The 21,147-nt window shown below is 47.8% G+C and carries 22 protein-coding genes, 1 tRNA gene and 1 pseudogene; 7 read left to right on the top strand and 17 right to left on the bottom strand.

Annotated elements, in window-relative coordinates:
- Positions 1-21: 21 nt before the first annotated feature.
- Complete coding sequence (locus AC6I8X_RS03165) at positions 22-807, bottom strand: MetQ/NlpA family ABC transporter substrate-binding protein (protein WP_313683367.1); 786 nt, start codon at positions 805-807, stop codon at positions 22-24.
- 16 nt (positions 808-823) lie between these two features.
- Positions 824-1,843, bottom strand: a complete 1,020-nt coding sequence (locus tag AC6I8X_RS03160; protein WP_497840559.1) for an isopenicillin N synthase family dioxygenase — start codon at positions 1,841-1,843, stop codon at positions 824-826.
- 233 nt (positions 1,844-2,076) lie between these two features.
- Between AC6I8X_RS03160 and AC6I8X_RS03155 the strand changes: the two genes are divergently transcribed.
- Positions 2,077-2,751: a YecA/YgfB family protein gene (locus AC6I8X_RS03155; protein ID WP_497840558.1), complete on the top strand. Its 675-nt coding sequence runs from the start codon at positions 2,077-2,079 to the stop codon at positions 2,749-2,751.
- Between the two features lie 93 nt (positions 2,752-2,844).
- Here AC6I8X_RS03155 and AC6I8X_RS03150 read toward each other — a convergent pair whose 3' ends face one another.
- Positions 2,845-3,894, bottom strand: a complete 1,050-nt coding sequence (locus tag AC6I8X_RS03150) for a DUF1176 domain-containing protein (protein ID WP_497840557.1) — start codon at positions 3,892-3,894, stop codon at positions 2,845-2,847.
- An 81-nt stretch (positions 3,895-3,975) separates the two neighbouring features.
- The gene (locus tag AC6I8X_RS03145) at positions 3,976-4,866 is read right to left on the bottom strand and encodes a LysR family transcriptional regulator (RefSeq protein ID WP_497840556.1); all 891 of its coding nucleotides are present in this window, start codon (positions 4,864-4,866) and stop codon (positions 3,976-3,978) included.
- Between the two features lie 90 nt (positions 4,867-4,956).
- Here AC6I8X_RS03145 and AC6I8X_RS03140 point away from each other — a divergent pair, with 90 nt between their 5' ends.
- Positions 4,957-5,736 carry an NAD(P)H-dependent oxidoreductase gene (locus AC6I8X_RS03140; protein ID WP_497840555.1) on the top strand — a complete coding sequence of 260 codons (780 nt, stop codon included), beginning with the start codon at positions 4,957-4,959 and terminating at the stop codon, positions 5,734-5,736.
- A 9-nt stretch (positions 5,737-5,745) separates the two neighbouring features.
- Here the strand turns inward: AC6I8X_RS03140 and AC6I8X_RS03135 are convergent, their stop codons facing one another.
- From AC6I8X_RS03135 to AC6I8X_RS03095, 9 genes are all read right to left on the bottom strand, one after another.
- The gene (locus AC6I8X_RS03135) at positions 5,746-6,075 is read right to left on the bottom strand and encodes a DUF1493 family protein (RefSeq protein WP_497840554.1); all 330 of its coding nucleotides are present in this window, start codon (positions 6,073-6,075) and stop codon (positions 5,746-5,748) included.
- A 108-nt stretch (positions 6,076-6,183) separates the two neighbouring features.
- Positions 6,184-7,053, bottom strand: coding sequence for an AraC family transcriptional regulator (locus tag AC6I8X_RS03130; protein ID WP_497840553.1), 870 nt, complete (start codon positions 7,051-7,053; stop codon positions 6,184-6,186).
- An 81-nt stretch (positions 7,054-7,134) separates the two neighbouring features.
- On the bottom strand, positions 7,135-8,091 hold the full coding sequence (locus tag AC6I8X_RS03125; protein WP_497840552.1) for a nickel/cobalt transporter: 957 nt from the start codon (positions 8,089-8,091) through the stop codon (positions 7,135-7,137).
- A gap of 74 nt (positions 8,092-8,165) precedes the next feature.
- Positions 8,166-8,504, bottom strand: coding sequence for a DUF1493 family protein (locus AC6I8X_RS03120; protein ID WP_497840551.1), 339 nt, complete (start codon positions 8,502-8,504; stop codon positions 8,166-8,168).
- A complete protein-coding gene (locus AC6I8X_RS03115; protein ID WP_497840550.1) occupies positions 8,498-8,956 on the bottom strand; it encodes an STM2901 family protein in 459 nt (152 codons plus the stop codon). The genes AC6I8X_RS03120 and AC6I8X_RS03115 overlap by 7 nt, the downstream gene beginning before the upstream one ends.
- A gap of 220 nt (positions 8,957-9,176) precedes the next feature.
- A complete protein-coding gene (locus AC6I8X_RS03110) occupies positions 9,177-9,629 on the bottom strand; it encodes a hypothetical protein (protein WP_497840549.1) in 453 nt (150 codons plus the stop codon).
- Between the two features lie 106 nt (positions 9,630-9,735).
- Positions 9,736-10,008, bottom strand: coding sequence for a hypothetical protein (locus AC6I8X_RS03105; RefSeq protein ID WP_497840548.1), 273 nt, complete (start codon positions 10,006-10,008; stop codon positions 9,736-9,738).
- A gap of 59 nt (positions 10,009-10,067) precedes the next feature.
- The gene (locus tag AC6I8X_RS03100) at positions 10,068-10,496 is read right to left on the bottom strand and encodes a hypothetical protein (RefSeq protein WP_497840547.1); all 429 of its coding nucleotides are present in this window, start codon (positions 10,494-10,496) and stop codon (positions 10,068-10,070) included.
- Positions 10,496-11,194 (bottom strand): hypothetical protein, encoded by a 699-nt coding sequence (locus AC6I8X_RS03095; RefSeq protein WP_497840546.1) that lies wholly within the window; start codon positions 11,192-11,194, stop codon positions 10,496-10,498. Before AC6I8X_RS03095 ends, AC6I8X_RS03100 begins: the two co-directional genes overlap by 1 nt.
- 1,226 nt (positions 11,195-12,420) lie before the next feature.
- On the opposite strand from AC6I8X_RS03095, the gene AC6I8X_RS03090 reads away from it, so the two are divergent.
- Both AC6I8X_RS03090 and AC6I8X_RS03085 read left to right on the top strand, forming a co-directional pair.
- Positions 12,421-14,496: an McrB family protein gene (locus AC6I8X_RS03090; protein ID WP_497840545.1), complete on the top strand. Its 2,076-nt coding sequence runs from the start codon at positions 12,421-12,423 to the stop codon at positions 14,494-14,496.
- On the top strand, positions 14,489-15,775 hold the full coding sequence (locus tag AC6I8X_RS03085) for an McrC family protein (protein ID WP_497840544.1): 1,287 nt from the start codon (positions 14,489-14,491) through the stop codon (positions 15,773-15,775). Before AC6I8X_RS03090 ends, AC6I8X_RS03085 begins: the two co-directional genes overlap by 8 nt.
- Before the next feature lie 750 nt (positions 15,776-16,525).
- Here the strand turns inward: AC6I8X_RS03085 and AC6I8X_RS03080 are convergent.
- Positions 16,526-17,656 (bottom strand): DNA cytosine methyltransferase, encoded by a 1,131-nt coding sequence (locus tag AC6I8X_RS03080; RefSeq protein ID WP_497840543.1) that lies wholly within the window; start codon positions 17,654-17,656, stop codon positions 16,526-16,528.
- Between the two features lie 102 nt (positions 17,657-17,758).
- Here AC6I8X_RS03080 and AC6I8X_RS03075 point away from each other — a divergent pair, with 102 nt between their 5' ends.
- Positions 17,759-17,995 carry a helix-turn-helix domain-containing protein gene (locus AC6I8X_RS03075; RefSeq protein WP_497840542.1) on the top strand — a complete coding sequence of 79 codons (237 nt, stop codon included), beginning with the start codon at positions 17,759-17,761 and terminating at the stop codon, positions 17,993-17,995.
- A gap of 11 nt (positions 17,996-18,006) precedes the next feature.
- Positions 18,007-18,639 carry a hypothetical protein gene (locus AC6I8X_RS03070; protein ID WP_497840541.1) on the top strand — a complete coding sequence of 211 codons (633 nt, stop codon included), beginning with the start codon at positions 18,007-18,009 and terminating at the stop codon, positions 18,637-18,639.
- A 310-nt stretch (positions 18,640-18,949) separates the two neighbouring features.
- On the opposite strand, the pseudogene AC6I8X_RS03065 reads toward AC6I8X_RS03070, so the two are convergent.
- The 3 genes and pseudogenes from AC6I8X_RS03065 to AC6I8X_RS03055 form a co-directional block, all read right to left on the bottom strand.
- Positions 18,950-19,381 (bottom strand): annotated as a pseudogene (locus tag AC6I8X_RS03065) (site-specific integrase); the annotation flags it as partial.
- Between the two features lie 102 nt (positions 19,382-19,483).
- Positions 19,484-19,636: a hypothetical protein gene (locus AC6I8X_RS03060; protein WP_497840540.1), complete on the bottom strand. Its 153-nt coding sequence runs from the start codon at positions 19,634-19,636 to the stop codon at positions 19,484-19,486.
- Positions 19,637-20,293: 657 nt separating this feature from the next.
- A tRNA-Leu gene (locus AC6I8X_RS03055) sits at positions 20,294-20,378 on the bottom strand.
- Between the two features lie 239 nt (positions 20,379-20,617).
- On the opposite strand from AC6I8X_RS03055, the gene AC6I8X_RS03050 reads away from it, so the two are divergent.
- Positions 20,618-21,133: a YjjA family protein gene (locus AC6I8X_RS03050; protein WP_497840539.1), complete on the top strand. Its 516-nt coding sequence runs from the start codon at positions 20,618-20,620 to the stop codon at positions 21,131-21,133.
- Positions 21,134-21,147: the final 14 nt, after the last annotated feature.

Raw genomic sequence — 21,147 nt, 5'->3', positions numbered from 1 at the left:
GAATACGGGTGGTGACAGGAATTAAAGATGTACCGGAATCACCGACCCTTTGTACTGCTGGTTGATAAATTCAGCCGTTTGTTTTGACTCAAGATCTTTCGCCAGCTCCAGAATGCGCGGGTCATGCGCCAGTTTTGGTGTCGTCACCAATACGTTCGCATAGGGATTGCCCTTCGCCTGTTCCAGCGCCAGCGCGTCCTTCGACGGCACCAGCCCCGCCTGCAAAGCATAGTTACCGTTGATGATCGCAAGCGTGGCATCATCCAGCGCACGCGGCAGCTGTGGCGCTTCAATCTCAATAATCTTCAGATGACGCGGATTGTCGCTGATGTCGGCGGTCGTCACCAGCGTACTGGCATCGCCATTCCCCTTCAGTTTAATCACCCCATTCGCCTGCAACAGGTATAGCGCGCGGCTCAGATTGGTGACGTTATTTGGCACCGCAACCTGTGCGCCATCAGGGATATCCTTCAACGATTTGATTTTGTGCGAATAAATCCCCAGCGGCTCAATATGTACTGTCGCAACCACCACAAACTTCTCGCCCAGCGCTTTTTCCTGATCACGCAAGTAAGGCACGTGCTGGAAGTAATTGGCATCAACATCGCCGCGCGCCAGCAGTTCGTTAGCATTGAGGTTACCGTTCAGTTCAATCACCTTCAGATCGAGATGCTTATCCGTCTGTTTGATCTGGTTAAGGATTTCGCTGTGTGGCACCGGATCGGCTGCCACGCGTAATGCGGCAGCCGAGGCCCATGTGGTCATCAGCGAAAATAACGCCAGTCCAGCTATCACCTTTTTATGCATATGTTTTCCTTAGTTCTTATGATTTAACGGTATTGAGAGTGTCGGCGTAGTAACGCTGCGCGACATCGCGATGCGATCGCAAACGCCCTTTCAGGTAATTCCAGCCCACCTCGCGAATCAGCGGGTTAGCCGGATCGCTGGTCGGCCCCTGTGCTTCCGCCGCCAGTGAGGCAGGCAATTGATAAAGTGGCACCTGGGCATCCAGCTGCGCGCCGAGGAAAAAGGCCACGGAGATACGCTCCTTGCGCAGCGGTGGTGACACCACACGATGTACCGTGGCGCGCAGATAGCCATTGGTCGCCAGTTCCAGCAATTCGCCAATGTTCACCACAAAGGCACCGGGTTTCGGCAACGCATCCACCCAGTTGCCGGGCGTGACTTCCACCTGCAACCCTGGCTGTTCGTCCTGCAACAAAAAGGTGAGAAAGCCGGAGTCTTTATGCGCCCCCACTCCCTGCTGGCTCGCCTCCGCCTCCTGGCCGGGGTAGCGGATCAGCTTGACGTGTTCATTGGGATAGGTGCCGTACAGCGCATCAAAAGCATTGGCAGGCAGCGATAACGATTTGGCGAAGGCACGCAGCAAACGCAGAGCCACATCGGTCATCGCCTGCTGCCAGGCATAAATCACCGGACGCAACTGCGGCAGCGCCTCCGGCCACAGATTTGGCCCCTGCAGGCGCTTCCATGCCGGGTCCCCCGGCAGCAGCGTGAGGGCTGCCCGCTCTGCGCCAATATCAAACTGTTCACGCTGGTCACGTTGATCACGGGTATATTCCACGCCCGCCCGGTTGTAGCCGCGAAAATGTGGCGAATGGATCATCGACACCCGCTGTTTTTCCGTCTCAGGTAAGGCAAAAAAGGCGCGAGTGAGGCTCTGCACATTTTGCAGTAGCTGTGGATTAATGCCGTGATTAACAAGGTAGAAAAAACCGATATCACGCGCGGTTTCCCGTAACCCGGCCAGATGTTCTGCCTGTTCAGCGGTTGGTAATTCGAGCAGAGCCAAATCCAGTACTGGCAAGGTGCTTATACCCATGATAGTTGCGTCCTTTGTGCAGCAAGTTTCGGTATTTACGCTGACATTGGTCGCGAATCAGGGCCAATAATGTTGAGCAATATGTTATGGGAAATGATTTTTAGGAGAGGTTCAGCAATGGATAGTCATAAAGTGGCAATTGATGGCTGAATCACTATGCTTGCCGCTATAATCGCGCGTTATCGACGTTGGGCAATGCGCCCGCCAATAAGCACAGACGCAGGAGATGCCGTATGAACCAGGGCCCGTTAACCGAGAAAGAACTGAACTGGCTGGAGGAAATGCTGGAGAAATACGGCAATGAACATTCCGTGGTGGATGTCGCCGAACTCGATGGCATGCTGACAGCGCTACTTTCCGGCCCGAACGACATCGAACCGAGCGAATGGCTGGTGGCGATGTGGGGTGGTCAGAAATACATTCCTAAGTGGTCCAGCGAGCGCGAAATGGATCGCTTTATGACCCTGACGTTCCAGCATATGAACGATATCGCCGAGCGTTTAAGCGAATTCCCGGACCAGTTCGATCCGTTGTTCGGCACGCGGGAGATGGAAGGCCAGGAATTCACCGTGGTGGAAGAGTGGTGCTTTGGTTATATGCGCGGCGTCGCGCTGGATGACTGGTCAGCCCTGCCGCAAGCGCAGCAGCCCGCGCTGGAGGCCATCGCTTTGCATGGCAGCGAAGAGAATTTCGCCAAACTCGACGGCTTCTCACCGGAACAGTTTGAGGCCAGCATCGAGGCGATTCTCCCGGCAGCGTTGCAACTGCATGATTACTGGCAGGAACAGCGTCTTGCACAACCCGAGCCAGCGCCGCAGGTGCCGTATTTTGCCGGGGAGAAAGTGGGCCGTAACGATCCCTGCCCGTGCGGCAGCGGCAAAAAATACAAGCAGTGCTGCATGAAGTAACAACTATTAAGGTGCGCAATAAATTGCGCCGCTACGGCCCATTGCGATATTGGATTACGGCGTTAATCATCACACATCGTGTAGCGGCGCGATTTATCGCGCAGGTTTGACGTTGGTCACCAGCGTCGGCAGTTGCCACGGGCCTCCCGCGCGAATAGCGCGACACATGCCTGTGGTGGCTTCACTGCTTTGCTGGAAATCTTTACCGTCCCACACCCAGGCAGCCGTACTCCAGCAATCGCCGATACCGCGCCCTTTTTGTGCCAGCGAAATCACCCCATCGCTGTAGTCTGAAGCGGAATCGGTGATGAGTTCGGGTTTCTGTTGCAGGCGTTTATCCATCAGCCAGTAGCCATAACCTTCGTTATAGGCACCGCGCCAGCACAGGGCAGAAATCAGGACATGTGAGCCATCGACCGGCGTCAGCGTGATGGGCTCAGCACCCGCTTCTGGCTGATCGTCGGACGGCTCAAGATTATCGCAGCTGTCATCATCAGTAAGCGAAGCGATGAGCTGCGGCTTCACCGATGACAGCTCCTGTGCGCTCAACGGGCGCGGCTGGGCTTTGATGACTTTCACCTGCTGAATCACCGGAGCCGCCACCGCCACCAGCGTGCTGCTCTCCGGCTTATCGCCTTTTCTGATCATCGCACCGGGTGTACCAATACGTCCCTGCGCATCATCCATTTTCAGCAGGGTGGCAAAAGCGCCATTGCCAGATAGCTCAAACGGTTCGACGCCGCCGCGAAACTCGACGGTGCCACTGCCTTTGACGGCGGTGATCACGGCCTGCGTCTGCGCTTCGGTTAAGCGCCATTCGTCGTTATCGATCTTTTGCAGCTCACCGAGAGCAGTGTCGTCGATCCACAGCGACAGCGCCGTCACCGGCTTCGGCTCCTCATCCATGGTATCGGCCAGCACCACTTCCCCGCTAACCACAGTGCCCGGACCCGCCTGACGCGTCAGCAATACCGATCCACCCGCACCTTCCTCGGTGCTATAGCCCGCCGCGCGGCAGGTCAGCGTGTTGTCGCACGCCAGCTCCCAGTCTTTATGACTGTAAGAAACGCCGCTGTCGTCTGCCCACAGCGGCGCAGCCATGCTGGCAAACAGCGCGAGCGCCAGCAGGTATCGGGAAGTCATGCCATCTCTCCATAATGGTAAAGGTGGCTAGTGTGCGCAGTTTTTCGGACGGGGAGAAGTGAATTTTTGGCGAAATCATCACTACACCACCGCCAGAATCTGTTGCCTCAGCCACTGATGCGCCGGATCGCGTTGCACGCGTTCATGCCACATCATCAAAATATCAAATCCTGGTACCTCAATCGGGGGCTCGATCACCTGTAACCGCGTGGATGAACGCACCAGCCGTTCCGGAAGCACTGCGACTAAATCGCTGCTCGCCAGCACCTCGAGCATAAAAAGGAAATGCGGCACCGACAGCACCACCGAACGCGAGCGTCCGAGCTTCGCCAGTGCGCTGTCTGTCGCAGCACTGAATCCGCCGCCATCCGGCGAGACAATCAGATGTTCCAGCTGACAAAATTCATCAATCGTCAGCCCTGGCTGCAACCGAGGATGCCCCCTGCGCCCGGCCAGCATATAGCGCTCGCTAAACAATTTTCGCTGATGCAGCGTCTCAGGGGCGTGGTCACCGGTATGGAAAATCAGATCCAACTCGCCCTTCTCCAGCTGCTGAGCCACCATGGGCGGGTTGAGGCCGAACACGGCCACGCGGCAATCCGGGGCAGAGGATCGTAACCTATTGATGGTCGGCAACATAATGGCTGAGGACATATAATCGGTGGCGGCAATACGCCAGGTAAGACTCGCCTTTGCCGGATCAAAATCATCCGGCGGTGCAACCGCCCGTTGCAACGATTCCAGCGCCAGCCGTAGCGGTTCGCGCAGCGCTTCGGCCCGAGCCGTCGGCAACATACCACGCGGCCCCGGCAACAGGAGCGGGTCATCAAAGATGCCGCGTAATCGTGCCAGCTGAGCGCTGACCGAAGGTTGAGTCAGGTTAAGACGTTGCGCGGCGCGCGTCACGTTTAGCTCCGCCAGTAACACATCCAGCGTCAGCAGCAAATTCAGGTCCAGATTTCCGATATTCACTCTGTCTATACCTGAGATATCAGCAATTGATTTCTACTATAGAAAACCCTGCCGTACCCTGCACCTGATTTCTTCCAACAGGATTACGCCATGAATATATTGATTGTCTATGCCCATCCGGAAGCCCATTCGCTGAATGGATCGTTAAAAGATTTTAGTGTGCAGCACCTGCAACAAACCGGACATCAGGTACAGGTTTCCGATCTGTATGCCATGAACTGGAAAGCGCAGCTGGATGCTGCCGACACCCTCGCCCCGCTGGTGGGGGCGTATTTTCAGGCATCTGAGGACCCGCGCTTCGCCTTTGAGCATCAGCTGCAAGTGGCGGATATCAGCGCCGAGCAGGAAAAACTACGCTGGGCTGATGCGGTGATATTCCAGTTCCCGCTGTGGTGGTTCTCGATGCCCGCCATCATGAAAGGCTGGTTTGAAAGGGTGTACGCCTGCGGCTTTGCCTATGGCGTGGGAGAACACAGCGAAAACCACTGGGGCGACCGCTACGGTGAAGGCATGCTGGCGGGCAAACGGGCGATGCTGGTGGTGACCACCGGCGGCTGGGAGTCTCACTACAGCCCGCGCGGGATCAATGGCCCGATTGAGGATCTGTTGTTCCCCATTCAGCACGGTATGCTGTTCTATCCCGGTTTTAGCGTCCTGCCGCCCGTGGTGTTTTATCAGGTGCAGAAATCAGCGGAGACTCGCTTCAGTAGCTGGTGCGATACGCTGGCTACAAGGCTGGATACCCTGGAGACGTGTGAACCCATTCCTTTCCGGCGGCAGAACCACGGTGACTATTTCATTCCGGCGCTGACGCTGAAGGAGGAGATTGCACCGGGCGAAACCGGGTTTGGGGTGCACCGGGAGCGCTAACGGACCAGGTTATTCATATAGCCAGCTTCCGGCCTTTGCCGATTCAATCAACATACCCAGCGTGAAATCCGGCACTACCGGCACGGCTCGCTTATTAAAAGGATTCAGAATTTCGCTCAGGGATGGCTCAGGCGGGTAATAGGTTTCGATAGCGAAGGTGCCACGCGTCACGTTGAATTCGGCAAAAAACTCTTCCATTAATGCCGCCGCTTCGGCGTCCTCAAAGTTTAGATCGCTATCAATATCAATCTGCGGTGTCAGCGTTCTTTGCTTAAACAAATATACGCCATCGTAGCGGCGGACAAGCTCATAGATGCGCTGTTCGATGTCATCTGACATAGCGTCTTTCCCCTTGCGATTTCCGATGAGTCGGGCGGCTATTCTGCCACGATATGGGCGGGACGTGTCGATAAACTCCCGACAGCACACGCCGCCGGGGAGTTTCTATCATTTCAATGGCAGATAGATGTCAGTGATGAGCTGGTGCTCAGGGACGTCATGGATAAAATTCTGGTAGTGGAAGAACAGCGGGAAATCACGCAACTCTTCGCCACTGGCGGGTAGCCAGTCCCGATAGAGCGTCCATGCACTTTCTGCTAATGCATCGTGTGAACCCAGATGGCGCAACCGCGCACAGCGCCCGGCGGGAATCACCCCATTCACCACACCGAAGGAATTGTCTTCCGGGATCGGTGAGTTTACCGATCCACAGATATCAAAGCGGAAGGTTTCCGGCGGTGTGGTGGCGGGATCATGGGGCGCAATGCCAAAAGTCTGGCTGCTGACGATGGGGGATAACCCCGTAGTTTTACGCCATGCGATAAAACGCGCAGCGGTCTCCATAATTCGCTCTGGCTGACCGAAATGCGACAACATCGCCACCGGGGTGGCGGGAAAATCTATGATTGTGACGGGCATGCTCTCTCTCCGTTTTGGCTGTAGCGGCGGCATGCACTGATGCCATCTCACCCAAGCGGGCTGCTGACGGAATTCGCTCGGCGTCATGGCAAACACCTGTTTGAAAGCCCGGCTGAACGACTCGGCGTGCTGAAATCCCGCATCCAGTGCAATGTCGATAATTTTCTCGGCAGAATTAAATGCCAGCCGATATGACGCGCGTTTCAGACGCATCAACTGGATATAGCGCCCCGGTGTCATACCACAGTAGCCAGTAAACTGGCGGTGAAAATGGTACGGCGAAAAATGGGCAACTTCGCTCAGTTGTTCCAGCAACAGCGCATCATCCAGGTGTTGATCGATATAATCGAACACCTTATTGAAGCGCTGGCGGTAAGCATCCGGTTTATTGGCTGACATGGCATTCTCCTTGCCGGTGACTATGCCTGAACGGGGAAGCGCCTGGCCTGACGGATCTTGCGGAGTTGGGGGATGTATTGGTCAGCACCCGGCGGCGATGTAATCCCCGTTTGGGCTGATGGGAACCACAGTAAGAAATAAAACCGTGGCAAAGAGGATGATAATCAGGCCTCCCACGATTTTGGCCGCTGGGACCATCCAGCTGAGATTTTCATTGTCCCGGCTGAAGAACATAACGGTGCGGTTACGCGCGTAACGTACCGCCAGCGACAATGACAAAATGGATAATGCGGTGCCCAGGGACATAGTCATCACCGCCGCAATGCCCCAGCTGACTATCCCCAGCGTATTGGCAAACAGCAAAATCATGATCGCGCCGCTGCATGGCCTGGCACCAATCGTCAGCACTACCCCCAACCGGGTTTTCCAGTCGGCATGGCTCAGGTCTGCGCCTACCCCGTGCTGCCTACAACCACAGTGTTCAGTGTGTTGATGCAGCGGCTTCAGCGTATTAATGACGATTTTCCGGGGGCGTAGCGCCTTAAGCGTCTGATAAATCACGAACAGGCCGAAAACCCCAATCAGCAGTGCACTGACTTTTTCCACATACCAGCGGCTGGTGCTGAGATCTCCCGCTGCCAGGTTGAAACCCACCGCCAGGATATACACAAACAGGATGGCACTGACCCCCTGCATCAGGCTGCCGAGAAACGGCACCACGCGCGCCGCAAGCAGGCTTTCTTTATTGGTGCTGAGGTAAGTGGTGATAATAAATTTTCCGTGCCCTGGCCCCACGGCATGCAGCACGCCGTAAATAAACGCCCCGCCCAGCAGCCAGACTCCGCCATTGTAATCGTGGCCGTTGAGTTGCAGCAGATACGTTACCAGCCTGCGGTGCAGGGAGATTTGCGTGGCAAGGCTCCACTGGAGAAATGCACCCCAATGGGTGTACATCGTGGTGCCGATAGCCAGTAACGTCAGGATTAATAATCCTGCGACGGGAATCCGCCAGTCGAGAATGAGGGAGCGAGTTGTCACGGTTTTGCCTGGGTTGATGGCTGGGGATGATGGGGAGTATTCTGGCACCGTAGCAGAATTTTCAACAGCCACGATTAATCGAACAACCAGCGACCTGCTTTTGCCGACTCGGCAAACATTCTGACAGTGAGGGGTTTTCTGATATGCATCATCTCAGCTTCAATCTGGCTTCTTTTGAATAACCTTTTGAATAAGGATACCTCGACAAATGGATAATATGCTTCGATATTCATAGACGAAATATCAATACTGAATTTGTTGCTGTAATCCTCAATGACGTAGGGAAGTTCGTCTGACTCAGAGTAATCCTGCAAGACAGTATCCATTTCAAGATGAATTCTTCCGCTTGTTAAGGAAAACGGGATCGATAGCTCACCTCTGAAAAATTCTAGAACGTCGCTTTCCGTTACCATATCTTGTCATTCCCTCTCGCGATGGAATTGTATTTTTGCATTGTGTGGGAAGTTATCTGGAACAAATCATATGAAAGGATAACCCAACCAACAACAGGAATGGACCTGCCAACAAATGTACTGACTTTGTGAGTCATAAGAATCTTCAGCTTGTGTGGAGGATACCCACCGACTAAGGAAGGTAACTCTTTTCCCCACGGAAACTTAGCATTGCCAAAGACTTTACGTGCAGCTTTGGAAGCATAGGACGTTCCGGGCGTAGCTCCAGCAAACTTCCCTCTTGTTGATGCAATGTTCAGCCCTGCAACAATGGCCACTATGGCCCCGAAATCATCAACTCCAAGCTGATCAGCCACCTGTTCACAGAAAATCATAAACAGCAATTCACTGGCGCTTATATTCATCCTACCAGTGTAAAAATACGTTCCGTTTAGCTGTTCTGTCGTATCCATTGCAGAAACTCCATTTTGTTAAGGATTTCATATCCTAAAATCCTGCCTGAGCCACATCTATACCAAAGATTAGTTAATCTAAGCCTTACCCACGGAGTTAAATGATATCACGAACAGCTGTGCGGGCGTTTCATCAGAGATTTTAGCAGTAGCCGGTTCGGTTCCATATAACAGCACCGAAACCAACATCCGGCTTCGCGTTAACACGTGTTCTCGTTTTTCATTTAATACTTTCGGATACTCGGCCTGTCGAAAAAGTCATATATTTTTTTAATCCAGGAGAACGTTTCACGCCACGCGGTTCAGACATGAAAGGAATGCGAAAATGAGGTGACCTGGAAATTTTTATTGTCCATCTGACATCATCTATGAACTGAAAATGAACAATCTCTTTATCTGTGGAGACATTTTCAAATGTGCCCGAGGCGTATTCACCGCTAAGGTGGACAACTTCAACAACGCCCTTATTGGAACTTAACAGGGTAATAGTCAGCGATTCCTCAAACAAAACATCATCAGTGGTAAAGATAAGATATCTGTCATTATCAATATGAAAAGCTGCTTCTAATACCTTTCCGAATATGATTATCCCTGATGGTTTAGTGTCAAAATAAACTTCCGAGCAGGCCTGAGAAAATGCTGCCTGCCGAGTATTTCCGACTAATGATAACATTGTGACATATCGCATAATCAGATTAATAATCACCTGGTGCAAGAATGTATATTTTAGGTGCTGGTTATCATGAACATGACCAGATAATCAGCGTGACAGGCAAGGCTTATCGATGATGAGCAATTCTTCTGATTAGAGCAAAAATTAACGCCGCAACAATCAGAGGGACTCCAAATATTACCCACAGTCCAGCCGGATCGAGTTCTCCATCAGCTAATGCCAAATCCGTAGTATTCAGAACATCATCAAGCCTGTAAGATAATTCCTCAATTACACCCCACACTGGATGAACAAAGAAAACAATGGCAAGGCATGCAAGATAGATCAATACAAATATAGAAAAAGAACTCAGATGATGATTTAACCTTACAATTGCCATGTCCCTCTTAACGTAAACCCGCTCACAAACTCGAAGATGATGCATTCCGAATACTATAATCAGTTATTCATCACTTTTGATAGCGTAGCTTCACCTGTCAACCTGTTAAAATACAGATAAAAAACATCACCGTTTACCTGCCCTTGTTTCGACCATATTTCATTTTCACCTAACCTTCTATTCTCTTTGGTGTAACCTAAATTCTTTAAGTACGACTTTAACGGGGAAACATCAGAGACACCTTCAAATACAACCGTATTGGATGGTGCATACCCATCTCCAGGTTCAGATACAAAATAATACTCTTTTGATATTCGAGGAACTTGCTGAATGCTCTTGTCAGTCAGACGATAATAATTAAAAAACTCACTTTCAGTATAAATTATTTTTTTATTAACACCAGACAAAAAGAAATAAAAGATAAAAAAACACAAAATGATAGCAATTACAAATGAAAGACTCACCCACTTAACAATTTTAACCATCATTATATGATTCCACCATATTTCAATGATGTGCCATTGTTTGTTGTAACCTTGACAATTCCAGAAGAAAAATCTTCCCACGGCCGCATCCATGTCATGAATGGAGGGAGTTCAACTTTATAGGGCTGATATTTTATACAAGGTTCATCTGGATCAGGGAAAATCATAGGTCGAAATCCATAGTTTTTATAAGAACCGATTGGTCCATAATAATCCCATCGCCGAATCGCAGCATCATAGCTTACAGCATTAACCTGATGACTATATTTCCCAGGAATCATAAATCGATAAAATCCGAATAGGTCTGAAACGAGGTCCTCTCCACTAAAACCACTATCTGAAAACCATGAGAATGCACGTAAACTTTGAAATCTCTCAAATTGGTTTGCCGTATTCATCATCATTGCCAGCATGATACGGTTAATATCATCACCACTACAACCACGCTTGATTTCCCATTTAGAAAACTTCCCTACTCCAAATTTATTTCCAAACCTGGAAATATGCATATCCTGACGATAGATTACTTCATAATAATCTTTACGACTACTCTCACCAGCCAAAAACTGATTTTTGAGGAGTGCAATATCATCACCACGAGCGTGTCCCATATCAATCCACCCTAAGACATCAGTATAGACAATGCCACTCGTAAGCCGATCAAACTGCGAACCATCCTGAATCTCTCGCCTGTTACTCATAACTCACATCCTTTTAAGTTAAAACACGAAGAGTACTAATACACTTGATTAACTTCACTTGATAATATTAATTACTATTTATAGTAAAAAACACTCTGTTCCATCAGGCATCCGCTGCTGATTTGAGAGACACAGTACCTTATATCTTTCCGAATTTTCACCTTCTCAGATCACAAATCAGGAAATTCACATACTGGTTTGCTTTCGTAACTCAACGCCCATGTCAGTATGGACCTACAGGAATAACACTTAAACTATTCATTTAATATCTATCAGAAAAGGACAAATACTTTCCTCAGCCTGTTTAGTTCAGAAATTGCCTTATCTTTTTAGGAACAAGATATGTAATGTAATAGCCCCCGTTTAAATCGAACATCTCACCAGTAAGACATAGTCATAGAGCTATGTTTAAGGAGTGCCCTGTGCAAAGAATCGAAGTGATCACTGGCGAGCAATGGCCAGTTCTGCGCATTGGATGTTAAGGACTATATCTATATCAGCAATAAGACCTCTATCACGCATCGGCCGGATTACTACGGTGTTCGTGCTATAAGCTATGTTGAAGTGATCGCGGAAATTATCCAGCTAGCGAAACAGGAACAAAACAAAAAAATAAAGGTGTTTTTGTACCGGCACGCGCAGGTGGAGGCCCGTCATTTATTGGGACTCTACCGCAATCGAGTTGGGGACAAATCGGGCATGAAGAACTGCTTCAAAGCGAACATATTTGTAGCCTGTTTATTCAGAGGCATCAGCAGTTTTAGCGATGTATTTTTCTTTATTAAGCTGCTGGGCAAGCTATTCTGATGAGTTATGCGTTGCTACACGGCACCAGCGCACAGCGTAATTTCCCGCTTTCTGACTAAATTGTTCAGGTCTTTTCTACAGGTGCGAACACAACTTCCCGTACTCTCCTCTTCCAACTCAAAGCCATCGCACCTTGCTGACCCAGGAAGGGAGCATGCCCTGCACTAGTATCCGCACATCTCATACTCTATTGATACCAACAGCACTTCAGCACAACAAAGTAACTCGATAATCACGACTCAAAGTGAAGGTGCCAAAAACTCGTTTGAGAGCAATAAATTCAATAACATGAAAAAACTGTACTTTGCATTGAAAATCTTACTAATTGCGCTTGGCTACAAACTCATGCTTGGTAAGATAAGTTTTCAAACAGCACACTAGCTATCTAGTAAGTAATATCACAGTAAAGGAAACTCACGATGGATCTTGTAGATAGTGTCGAAGCAGGCAAGCTGACGCTCAGTGAATTGATTGATACCCTGGCAGAAGATGAAAATTATGAACCTTCCAGGTGGAATCAGCGATACCGTGAATTTACGGGGCTGCTACAGCAAGTCCCAACATTCACGGCTCCTGGATCTGAAGATTTGCTCAAACGACTTTGGTACGAACGTGATAACGGCATTGCCAGCATTCGTCAGGGTGTCCCTTCATTGGCGGAGTATCAGCAAAGTCTGCCGCTGCTTAGAGAACTAACCGAACGCGTTCGTCAGCTACCAGATGAAGCAACCTACCAATACGTAGGCACTGCTCTGCAGAAGGCCAAAGAAACCGGGCTACTTAAGCGTATGTATTGGAGTTTGAGAAACCGCGTTTTTGCCGCTTTTTTGCCAGAGACCTGCACCAGTGCCGTGGATGAGAATGCGTTTACAAAAGTGGCAGATTTCTTAAATAAGAAGTTCAGCCTCGGTCTGGAACTGAATGGAAGTTGGCTGCAGAAAAACCATGAATTGAAGCAAGCCATACACTCTAAATCCCCGAATGCAGATCCATATTACGTAAATATGGCTATCTGGGATCTCTATGAATTGCTCCGTCAACGCGATAACGAACAAAAGCAGGAGAAAGTGTCCGATACAATATCAACAGCCAGTAGTGAACTCACCGAAATTAATACCCTACAACATTCACCAACTAATGTGATCTTCTTTGGCCCCCCAGGCACTGGCAAGACCTTCACTTTGCAGCAAAAGATGAAAGAGTACACCTCTCATGCTGTGCCAGCCGATCGTGATGCCTGGCTGGATTCTCGCCTTGAATCGTTGAACTGGATGCAGGTCATAACCCTGGTATTGCTCGATCTTGGGAAACGAGCCAAAGTTCGCCAAATGACAGAACATCAGTGGTTTCAACGTAAAGCGCTACTGAACGGCCGTAGTAGTAACTTTTCACAAACGGCATGGGCAACGTTGCAATCCTTCACCATACCAAGATCAACTACAGTTGCTTACAAAGGCCGTCGTGAACCAGCGATCTTCGACAAAACAGCCGATAGTGAATGGTTCCTGGTTGAATCCCAGTTAGAGCAAGTGGATGAGCTGCTATCTCTTTATGCAGAGTTAAAGCAAGGACCTAAACCTGCCGAAGCCATCCAGCGTTTTGCGGTGGTTACGTTCCACCAATCTTACGGCTATGAAGAATTTATTGAAGGTATCCGCGCTCGCTCAGACGAAAGTGGCAATATCTCTTACCCTATTGAGCCGGGTATATTTATGCGCCTGTGTCAGCGTGCCAATGCCGATCCAGCACATCGCTACGCCATTTTCATTGATGAGATCAATCGCGGCAACATATCCAAGATCTTTGGTGAACTGATCTCACTCATTGAAGTAGACAAGCGTGCGGGTATGTCCAATGCAATGAGCCTGCAACTGTCTTATAGCGGTGATCACTTCAGCGTACCCGCCAATGTCGACATCATCGGAGCCATGAATACTGCGGACCGTTCTTTAGCTCTTATGGACACGGCTTTGCGCCGTCGCTTTGACTTTGTCGAGATGATGCCTGATCTCTCTCTACTGAGTGGAACCAAGGTGAAAGGCATAGAACTCGAGCCGTTGTTAGAGAAACTCAATAGCCGCATCGAAGCGCTTTGCGATCGAGAACATACGCTGGGGCATGCGTTCTTTATGCCGGTAAAAAATGCACTCGATGCCGGTGATGAAGAAACTGCGTTTAAACAATTGAAGATCGCATTCCAGAAAAAGATCATTCCGCTTTTACAGGAATACTTTTTCGACGACTGGAACAAGATCAGGTTGGTGCTGGCAGACAACCAGAAACAAGACGACAGCCTGCAATTCGTGATTGAGAAAACCGACGATCTCGATACGCTTTTTGGTAACAACAATGGTTTACGACGCCATGATCAGCAATCGACAGCTTACGAGCTCGAAGCATTTGATCAAGAGATCTGGAATATGCCACAGGCTTATCGTTCAATTTATCAGCCCCAGCAGACCACTGCTGATGAGCAGGCTGTAAACCATGGGTGAAGTTATCTCAGTTTTTGAATATGACCTGCTGGGGAGTGGAAAAGCGGCTTCAGTTGTTGCAAAGCTGGTGCCTCAACAGGTCTTTAATTATTTAGAAGCACTTAGCCTGGCAAGTATTCAAGGGAGTCAGTTTCTCAAACTCACCTCTCGCTCAGGTTTCAAATTGCTTCAGGTGCAAAACTACGCGGGGATGCTTTCTACACCTCACGGTTTCCAGCTTGAGATACTGCCCAAGGTTGGTAAAAACCTCACGACTGCGAGTGCGCGAGAAACATTGTTGACGATGTTAAGCCATCTGCCTGGGTTTCGGCATATTCAAACCCAACAGGCAACTCTGCAGGCTCAGCGCATGCCTTTACTTGAGATTTTTATCAGTCAGTTTTTGCTTAGCGTCAGCCAATTGCTTAAACAAGGTCTACGCTCCGACTATGTGAGCGAGCAAGGCAATCTGTCTTTTATGAAGGGCAAGCTGATGCTTTCTGCTCAGCTGCGACATAACGCGGTGAATCGCCATAAGTTTTGTGTCGATTATGATGACTATATGCCTAATTGTGCAGCCAATCGGCTCCTACACTCCGCACTGGATAAGTTACTTAGCCTGCAGCTGTCATCAGAGAATCAACGCTGGCTTTACGAACTGCGCTTTGCGTTTGACGGTATCCCACTTAGCCGGGATATTGAAAGTGATATAAACAGCTTACGCCTCGAGCGTGGTATGGCTCATTACAACGAGCCAATGGCGTGGGCGCAATTGATCTTGAGAGGAATGAGCCCGAGTGCCTTGCAGGGAAATACCAAAGCGATATCCCTCTTGTTCCCTATGGAAGCGGTGTTTGAATCCTTTGTTGCACAAACCCTCCCCCACGAGCTTCCCCCTCACCTTAAAGTTCAACCACAGGTTTCCACTTATTCCCTTGTTAAACATGGACTTCAAGATTGCTTTAAGCTTCGCCCAGACTTGTTGATTCAGTCACGTCAACCGGTTCAAACCAAAATGGTGATGGATACGAAATGGAAGCTGGTGAACAGCAACGATCAAAAAAAATCACTGTACGGGCTAGCACAATCCGACTTCTATCAAATGTTTGCCTACGGCCAAAAGTATCTTAATGGGGCCGGTGAAATGTATCTGATCTACCCTGCGCATGATGACTTTAGCCAACCGATACCGCAGCACTTTTCGTTCTCGGGCACTTTGAAATTATGGGTTGTGCCATACCAGATCATGGCAAAACGCGGGGAGAGGATGATGTGGCCGAGTGATGTGTCCTGTATATAGCTGCTAAGTAAGGCTGGCTTCCGTTTATCAGCAAAAGCGATAATCACCAATAGTGTACAGATGTGAATTCGCGAAAATGATTCGTATTGCACATTAATAGGCGTTCCCAGAGAAAGGGCTTATACCCCGCGACTGTGCCCCTGCTCTGCAAAGAGAAGACTCAAAAGGTAGTCCTTTTAAGACCGAATGGTAAAGGTTTTGCAGCCAGTCTGATGAACCAAGCGACCAAGAACCAGAATAGGCTCGATGTCCCTGATGCGAAGATATTTTGGAATAATGGTTGATTTTCCGCGATGGCTGGGGCTGTCCGCCTAACCCTTCTCTAAGTGAGCCAGCACTTCTAAATATTGGAGCATCCAGAGTTGTGATTTCTGCTTAGGGTATCGGTTGTTATGATGTAAAGCAGCAGTATTCTTGCGAATACATGGCATTGTGTTTAAGGAATTTACTTCATTTCATAAACTTACATCCAAATTTAATTATAATGAGAAAATTAAACCTCGATGAAATATATTAATCTTCGATATAACACCCCCATAAATATTTCCATACAAAGTGACCACTCAGGACATAAAAATAAGGATCCTATATAAACACCTCTCATCTAAACAATTAGAACTTATAGCATGCGAAGGAAAAAATAAACCAAACCAAAAAATGTCACTTACTGAACACAAAAATCTCGCCCCTCACACATCACAATAGTTATAATTATTTGGCTTGAAATAAGCTCCCAAGCCAAAATATAAATCAGAGGTAATTTTTTATTTTATCAGCAATAGCCTTCCCCAATAGTGGGGGGACAGCATTACCTATTTGCTTTGTTATTTCAGAGCGATTGCCGAAAAATTTAAAATCATCGTCAAATGATTGAAGTCTTGCCCCTTCACGAGGCGTTAATGCTCGATGCAGGATAGGATGGATACAACGATTTGATGCCGGATGTACAAAATTCACAGTAATAGTTACTGCTGGCTCATCTTTGTCCAGTCTACTATAGCAACTACTGAAACCACTCGTAATAAGTTCCTTTGGTATGCAGCTAATATTTTTCCCTGAATGTTTTATTATCTCCATCATTTTTGGAGAATGTTTTGTTGCATGATGAAGCTCTAATTTATCCGCTCCTTTCCTTCGCTCTAATTGATAATTATTTGTTGGTTCAATAGTGTAAACAAGACTTTCCTCTCCTGATCCTATTGGAGGCAAATCACCAATAGCTTCCATTGTAGATATAGCAAGAGGTAATCCACTCCCTTCATTTAGAATTGTCGTTCTATTTTTATTCTTATGACCAATAGTTGATCCAAAATAATAATGAGTAGGTTCGGGGAACTCTAATTTAATTCCTCTTTGAGCACCCAACATAATTAATCGCTCTCTTTTTTGGGGAACTCCATAATGAGCTGCGTTTAAAATCTTCCAATCAGTGTCATAACCAAGAGAGTGAAAACACTCTTGCATTTGCTCAATTGTGTTTCCTGACTTGTGAGTAGCTAAACCAACAACATTTTCCAATACAAAAATTTTTGGTCGAAAAAAATTAACGTAGGAAGCATATTCCTCAAATAATGTATTTCTTGGATCTTCATCCTCCGAAGAACGAAACGGTCTAATGGAAGAAAAACCTTGGCAAGGCGGGCCTCCAACTAACACATCTAATTCATCTTGTTTAACACTTGTCAACTCTGAGACGTCTTTTTTAGATATTTTCCTAATGTCACCTGCAATTGCATGCGATTTAGGATGGTTAAGTTTGAATGTGGAAATAGATGTCTGCAACAAATCTATGCCAAATGACACCTCAAAATCTGCCTTACATGAATTTTCAAACCCTTTAGAAAACCCACCAGTACCACAAAATAAATCGAACACTTTCATATCATTACCCTAATCAAACCATCTCCGGTGGAGACAATAGTCTCGTAGATTGTAAAAGTCAATCCCTTTACAATTTGAATAAGAAAAAAATCGAGGTGCGCCATGAGCAACGAACGAACATTTGCGATGAAATTTTCAATAAAAATCAATGAACTAAGAAACAAACAAAGTTTAACAATTGAACAACTTGCAGATATGGCATGCGCTCACCGTACAACAATTGGCTTAATAATTCGCAATGAACGATCACCATCCCTACAGATGGCAAAGCAAATAACTGACGCCTTAGGAGTTCGATTGAGTGAAGTGATTGCACAAATTGAAAATGAAACAATATAAAGGATGAAGCAATGAGATTTGCAAAATTAGAACATTTACGAAATTCAGAATCTTTAATTAATTTTACTGGACTACAGCCTGAAACAATTATCCGTACAATCAATGACTGCTATAGAACATTAGATAATATAGATCATCAGATGATGGCCCAAGGAATACCTCGAATAGCTAACCTCGTAGAGCTTGCTAATTTATCTTCAATGGTTGGTAATATTATTGGAGCCGGAATAGCATCAAATTCCGATGGAAAATATATTAGGAACAGACCACATGCTTATCCAGACCTAATTCCTACCAATGGTCAGGGAATTGAACTCGAATTAAAAATGGCTCTTGAAACTAATCGTCCTAAAGGACATTTGCCAAAAGCTGGAAATTACATGACCATCAGGTACGTATTAGGTAATGCATCAGGGGTTTATACAAAAGGTAAGGAATCGAGAGGCGATGTTGTATGGATTTGGGAAATTAAAGTTGGGTATCTAAGCGAAAACGATTTCTCATGTAGTAATACAGCAGGAGACTCAGGAAAAACTGCGGTCATCAAATCTGATGCACATAATCGAATGCCTTTAGTATATTTTGCACCAGAGTTTTTACCATACAGCAATAGAAGCGGAACTGAGTACTGCGGTTATAACTAATTTACAGTCCGCATACCCATATGCAGACTTAACTTTATATTATAAAAGTAGATAATGTAGATTAACAGAAACCCCAATTGCTAAATAAAAAAATAATATTTTCCACAAAGAAGACAACTTCACACCAAAAGTTGCCCCCCTAAATAATAAATGTATAACTCTTATGCTTTTGGAAAAAACTCATATTACTCCCAAATTTTTTAACTTAGATATATTGAAAAAAATAGATGCTATCTGGTGAATTAATTTAAGTTAGAAAACCACCACTTAATCTAAACACAGTGCGATATGTTATCGCCCCCTAAAATTATCAAGTCGAATACCAGCACAATCCGTCAATGACATAACAAACCGAAGAAAGTGGGAACGTATGTAAATAGCGCTTCGTAATCCCCGACCCGCTTTTCTCATGACCAACTACCTGTTGTAAATGGGCCAAATTCCCAACCCATCCAGCTAAACTTGCTGAGATCATGGTGTGCCGGAAACTATGCACCAGCCGCCGCTGCCCATAATCATCAAGGTATGGGATACCAAGCTGATCGCGGATATCAGCTAAGACCTTACCGATCTTCGGCATGTTCTGCCCCGCCACTGGCGAGAATATTTTCTCTTTCCACTGACGATTAACAAAATCCAGGAAGCCCCACTCGATCAAACTGGGATGGATCGCTACTTGTCGTGTCGCGTTTTCAGTTTTTCCCTGTCCACTTTCGGCAATCAAAATGTAATGACGCTGGCTCCATTTTTTTTAAATCTGCAAATGGCATCGCGCCCAATCGCAGTAGGCCAAAATCGTATAGCAGGCGAAGGGACATCATCACCCCTTTGTAGTTAGCTCAACTCAGTTAAATTTTCTGACCTCTGCGACCATTTTCAACTCAGCCTCTTCTGCTTTCTTACGTTCGAGCCATGCTTTACCCTCTGGTGTCGCCAGAAACTTACGAGCGTGAATTTTACGGTTGTTGCGTTTGGTTGCTACTGCATTCTTCGCCATGATTGCCTCCAGACCGGCCCTCACACTGGGCCATAAGGGCAGGCTACAGAAAATCGCAGTGACAAATCCAGATGCCAAAATACCCTACCAAATGGTGCCGAAGGCAATAGGTGACCATTACGTGCCGTGTTGGGCACATAAAGAAAGGCGGAGCACGGCGACTTCCACAGTAAGTATGATCCCCTCTTAGGGACGATGACGCCTTGTCATGGCTTCTTATCAGGTAGCCGTTGTGATCCGGTGGCTGAAACCGTGGCAGAGCCGGACTCTTTCCCGATCCGGTTAGTCTTCCCAACATTACGCCTGTTTATTCGCTGCAACGTCATCTCGACGTGTTGCATCATGGAGCACCGCACGAAGCGCGAGCCACATTGACAAGGGTTATGGGAAAAGGATTAGAGACGCTGGCGGCGTCTTCCGGCTTCAAAGGAAAAGCGCAACGGATAGACCAGCGACATAAAATTAAGCCGTCAGTGCTGACCGTTCACGTTTTGTACAGGGTTGAGCCTGGAAACTACCTGCCGCTGCGTGATAACATCCCAAAAGCCACTACCAAACACAGCGGCAATCGTTGGTGACATTACTCAAGCAAAAAACACAGGCAAGAAAGGCAGAGTTATTTAACTAACTCTATGTTTCTAAGAGGTTTTTCTTGATTGGTGCCGAAGGCCGGACTCGAACCGGCACGTATTTCTACGGTTGATTTTGAATCAACTGCGTCTACCGATTTCGCCACTTCGGCACTGAAGAGGATGCGGAAAACGTTGGGGATTATACCGTTACAGACAAGGCACGCAACCGGAATCAATGGGAGTGTGCGCCAAGCGTTGAAAAAAGCAGCGTTTCCCTTCTTCCTCCCCCGCACACCCGGCTTAAAACCCAGAACAATCTCAATCTCCCCTGCATCCTGGAACTTTCTTAGGTCTTCCTTTTCTTAAGCAACACTGACACCTGTCAGCCATAAAGATAAATGAGGTTGAGATGACTAAAGCAACACAACGTGTGATTTGGGGATTGGGGATGGCAGCTGCGCTGGTTGCGGGTAGCGCATCGGCGGCGAGCTGGCAGGATCAACTGAGCAGCGCAGCATCACAGCTGAGCCAGCAGAATAGCACCACCACTGCAACCAGCGGAGCGCAGACCAGCGGGATGTCGCTCTCCTCCATTACCGGCCTGCTGAACGGCGGTGATAAAGCAGTGAGCGCCAACAGCATGACCAATGCCGCCGGTGTGATGCAGTATTGTGTTGAGCACAACGTAGTGAAAAACAATGTGCAATCGGTGAAAGACCAGGTGATGAGCAAGCTCGGTCTGAACAGCACCACCGCGCAGGCACAGACTACGGACTACCAGCAGGGCGTGCAGGGCTTACTGAACGCCGGCAACGGCCAGCAGCTCAACCTCGAAACCCTGAGCAATTCCACCATGGGCGAGAAACTGAAAACCAAAGCCTGTGACGTAGTATTGAAGCAGGGTAAAAAATATATCGGGATGTAATTGATTCCGGGGCA

This window comes from Pantoea sp. X-Soil-TKNS-1280 (assembly GCF_059730475.1).
This window is presented reverse-complemented; position numbering and strand designations above follow the sequence as displayed.

Bases quoted from the DNA above. Each gene is read 5' to 3' on its own strand.
- AC6I8X_RS03165 (WP_313683367.1), bottom strand. From the start codon at position 807: ATGCATAAAAAGGTGATAGCTGGACTGGCGTTATTTTCGCTGATGACC.
- AC6I8X_RS03160 (WP_497840559.1), bottom strand. From the start codon at position 1,843: ATGGGTATAAGCACCTTGCCAGTACTGGATTTGGCTCTGCTCGAATTA.
- AC6I8X_RS03155 (WP_497840558.1), top strand. From the start codon at position 2,077: ATGAACCAGGGCCCGTTAACCGAGAAAGAACTGAACTGGCTGGAGGAA.
- AC6I8X_RS03150 (WP_497840557.1), bottom strand. From the start codon at position 3,894: ATGACTTCCCGATACCTGCTGGCGCTCGCGCTGTTTGCCAGCATGGCT.
- AC6I8X_RS03140 (WP_497840555.1), top strand. From the start codon at position 4,957: ATGAATATATTGATTGTCTATGCCCATCCGGAAGCCCATTCGCTGAAT.
- AC6I8X_RS03135 (WP_497840554.1), bottom strand. From the start codon at position 6,075: ATGTCAGATGACATCGAACAGCGCATCTATGAGCTTGTCCGCCGCTAC.
- AC6I8X_RS03130 (WP_497840553.1), bottom strand. From the start codon at position 7,053: ATGTCAGCCAATAAACCGGATGCTTACCGCCAGCGCTTCAATAAGGTG.
- AC6I8X_RS03120 (WP_497840551.1), bottom strand. From the start codon at position 8,504: ATGGTAACGGAAAGCGACGTTCTAGAATTTTTCAGAGGTGAGCTATCG.
- AC6I8X_RS03115 (WP_497840550.1), bottom strand. From the start codon at position 8,956: ATGGATACGACAGAACAGCTAAACGGAACGTATTTTTACACTGGTAGG.
- AC6I8X_RS03110 (WP_497840549.1), bottom strand. From the start codon at position 9,629: ATGTTATCATTAGTCGGAAATACTCGGCAGGCAGCATTTTCTCAGGCC.
- AC6I8X_RS03105 (WP_497840548.1), bottom strand. From the start codon at position 10,008: ATGGCAATTGTAAGGTTAAATCATCATCTGAGTTCTTTTTCTATATTT.
- AC6I8X_RS03100 (WP_497840547.1), bottom strand. From the start codon at position 10,496: ATGATGGTTAAAATTGTTAAGTGGGTGAGTCTTTCATTTGTAATTGCT.
- AC6I8X_RS03095 (WP_497840546.1), bottom strand. From the start codon at position 11,194: ATGAGTAACAGGCGAGAGATTCAGGATGGTTCGCAGTTTGATCGGCTT.
- AC6I8X_RS03090 (WP_497840545.1), top strand. From the start codon at position 12,421: ATGGATCTTGTAGATAGTGTCGAAGCAGGCAAGCTGACGCTCAGTGAA.
- AC6I8X_RS03085 (WP_497840544.1), top strand. From the start codon at position 14,489: ATGGGTGAAGTTATCTCAGTTTTTGAATATGACCTGCTGGGGAGTGGA.
- AC6I8X_RS03080 (WP_497840543.1), bottom strand. From the start codon at position 17,656: ATGAAAGTGTTCGATTTATTTTGTGGTACTGGTGGGTTTTCTAAAGGG.
- AC6I8X_RS03075 (WP_497840542.1), top strand. From the start codon at position 17,759: ATGAGCAACGAACGAACATTTGCGATGAAATTTTCAATAAAAATCAAT.
- AC6I8X_RS03070 (WP_497840541.1), top strand. From the start codon at position 18,007: ATGAGATTTGCAAAATTAGAACATTTACGAAATTCAGAATCTTTAATT.
- AC6I8X_RS03060 (WP_497840540.1), bottom strand. From the start codon at position 19,636: ATGGCGAAGAATGCAGTAGCAACCAAACGCAACAACCGTAAAATTCAC.
- AC6I8X_RS03050 (WP_497840539.1), top strand. From the start codon at position 20,618: ATGACTAAAGCAACACAACGTGTGATTTGGGGATTGGGGATGGCAGCT.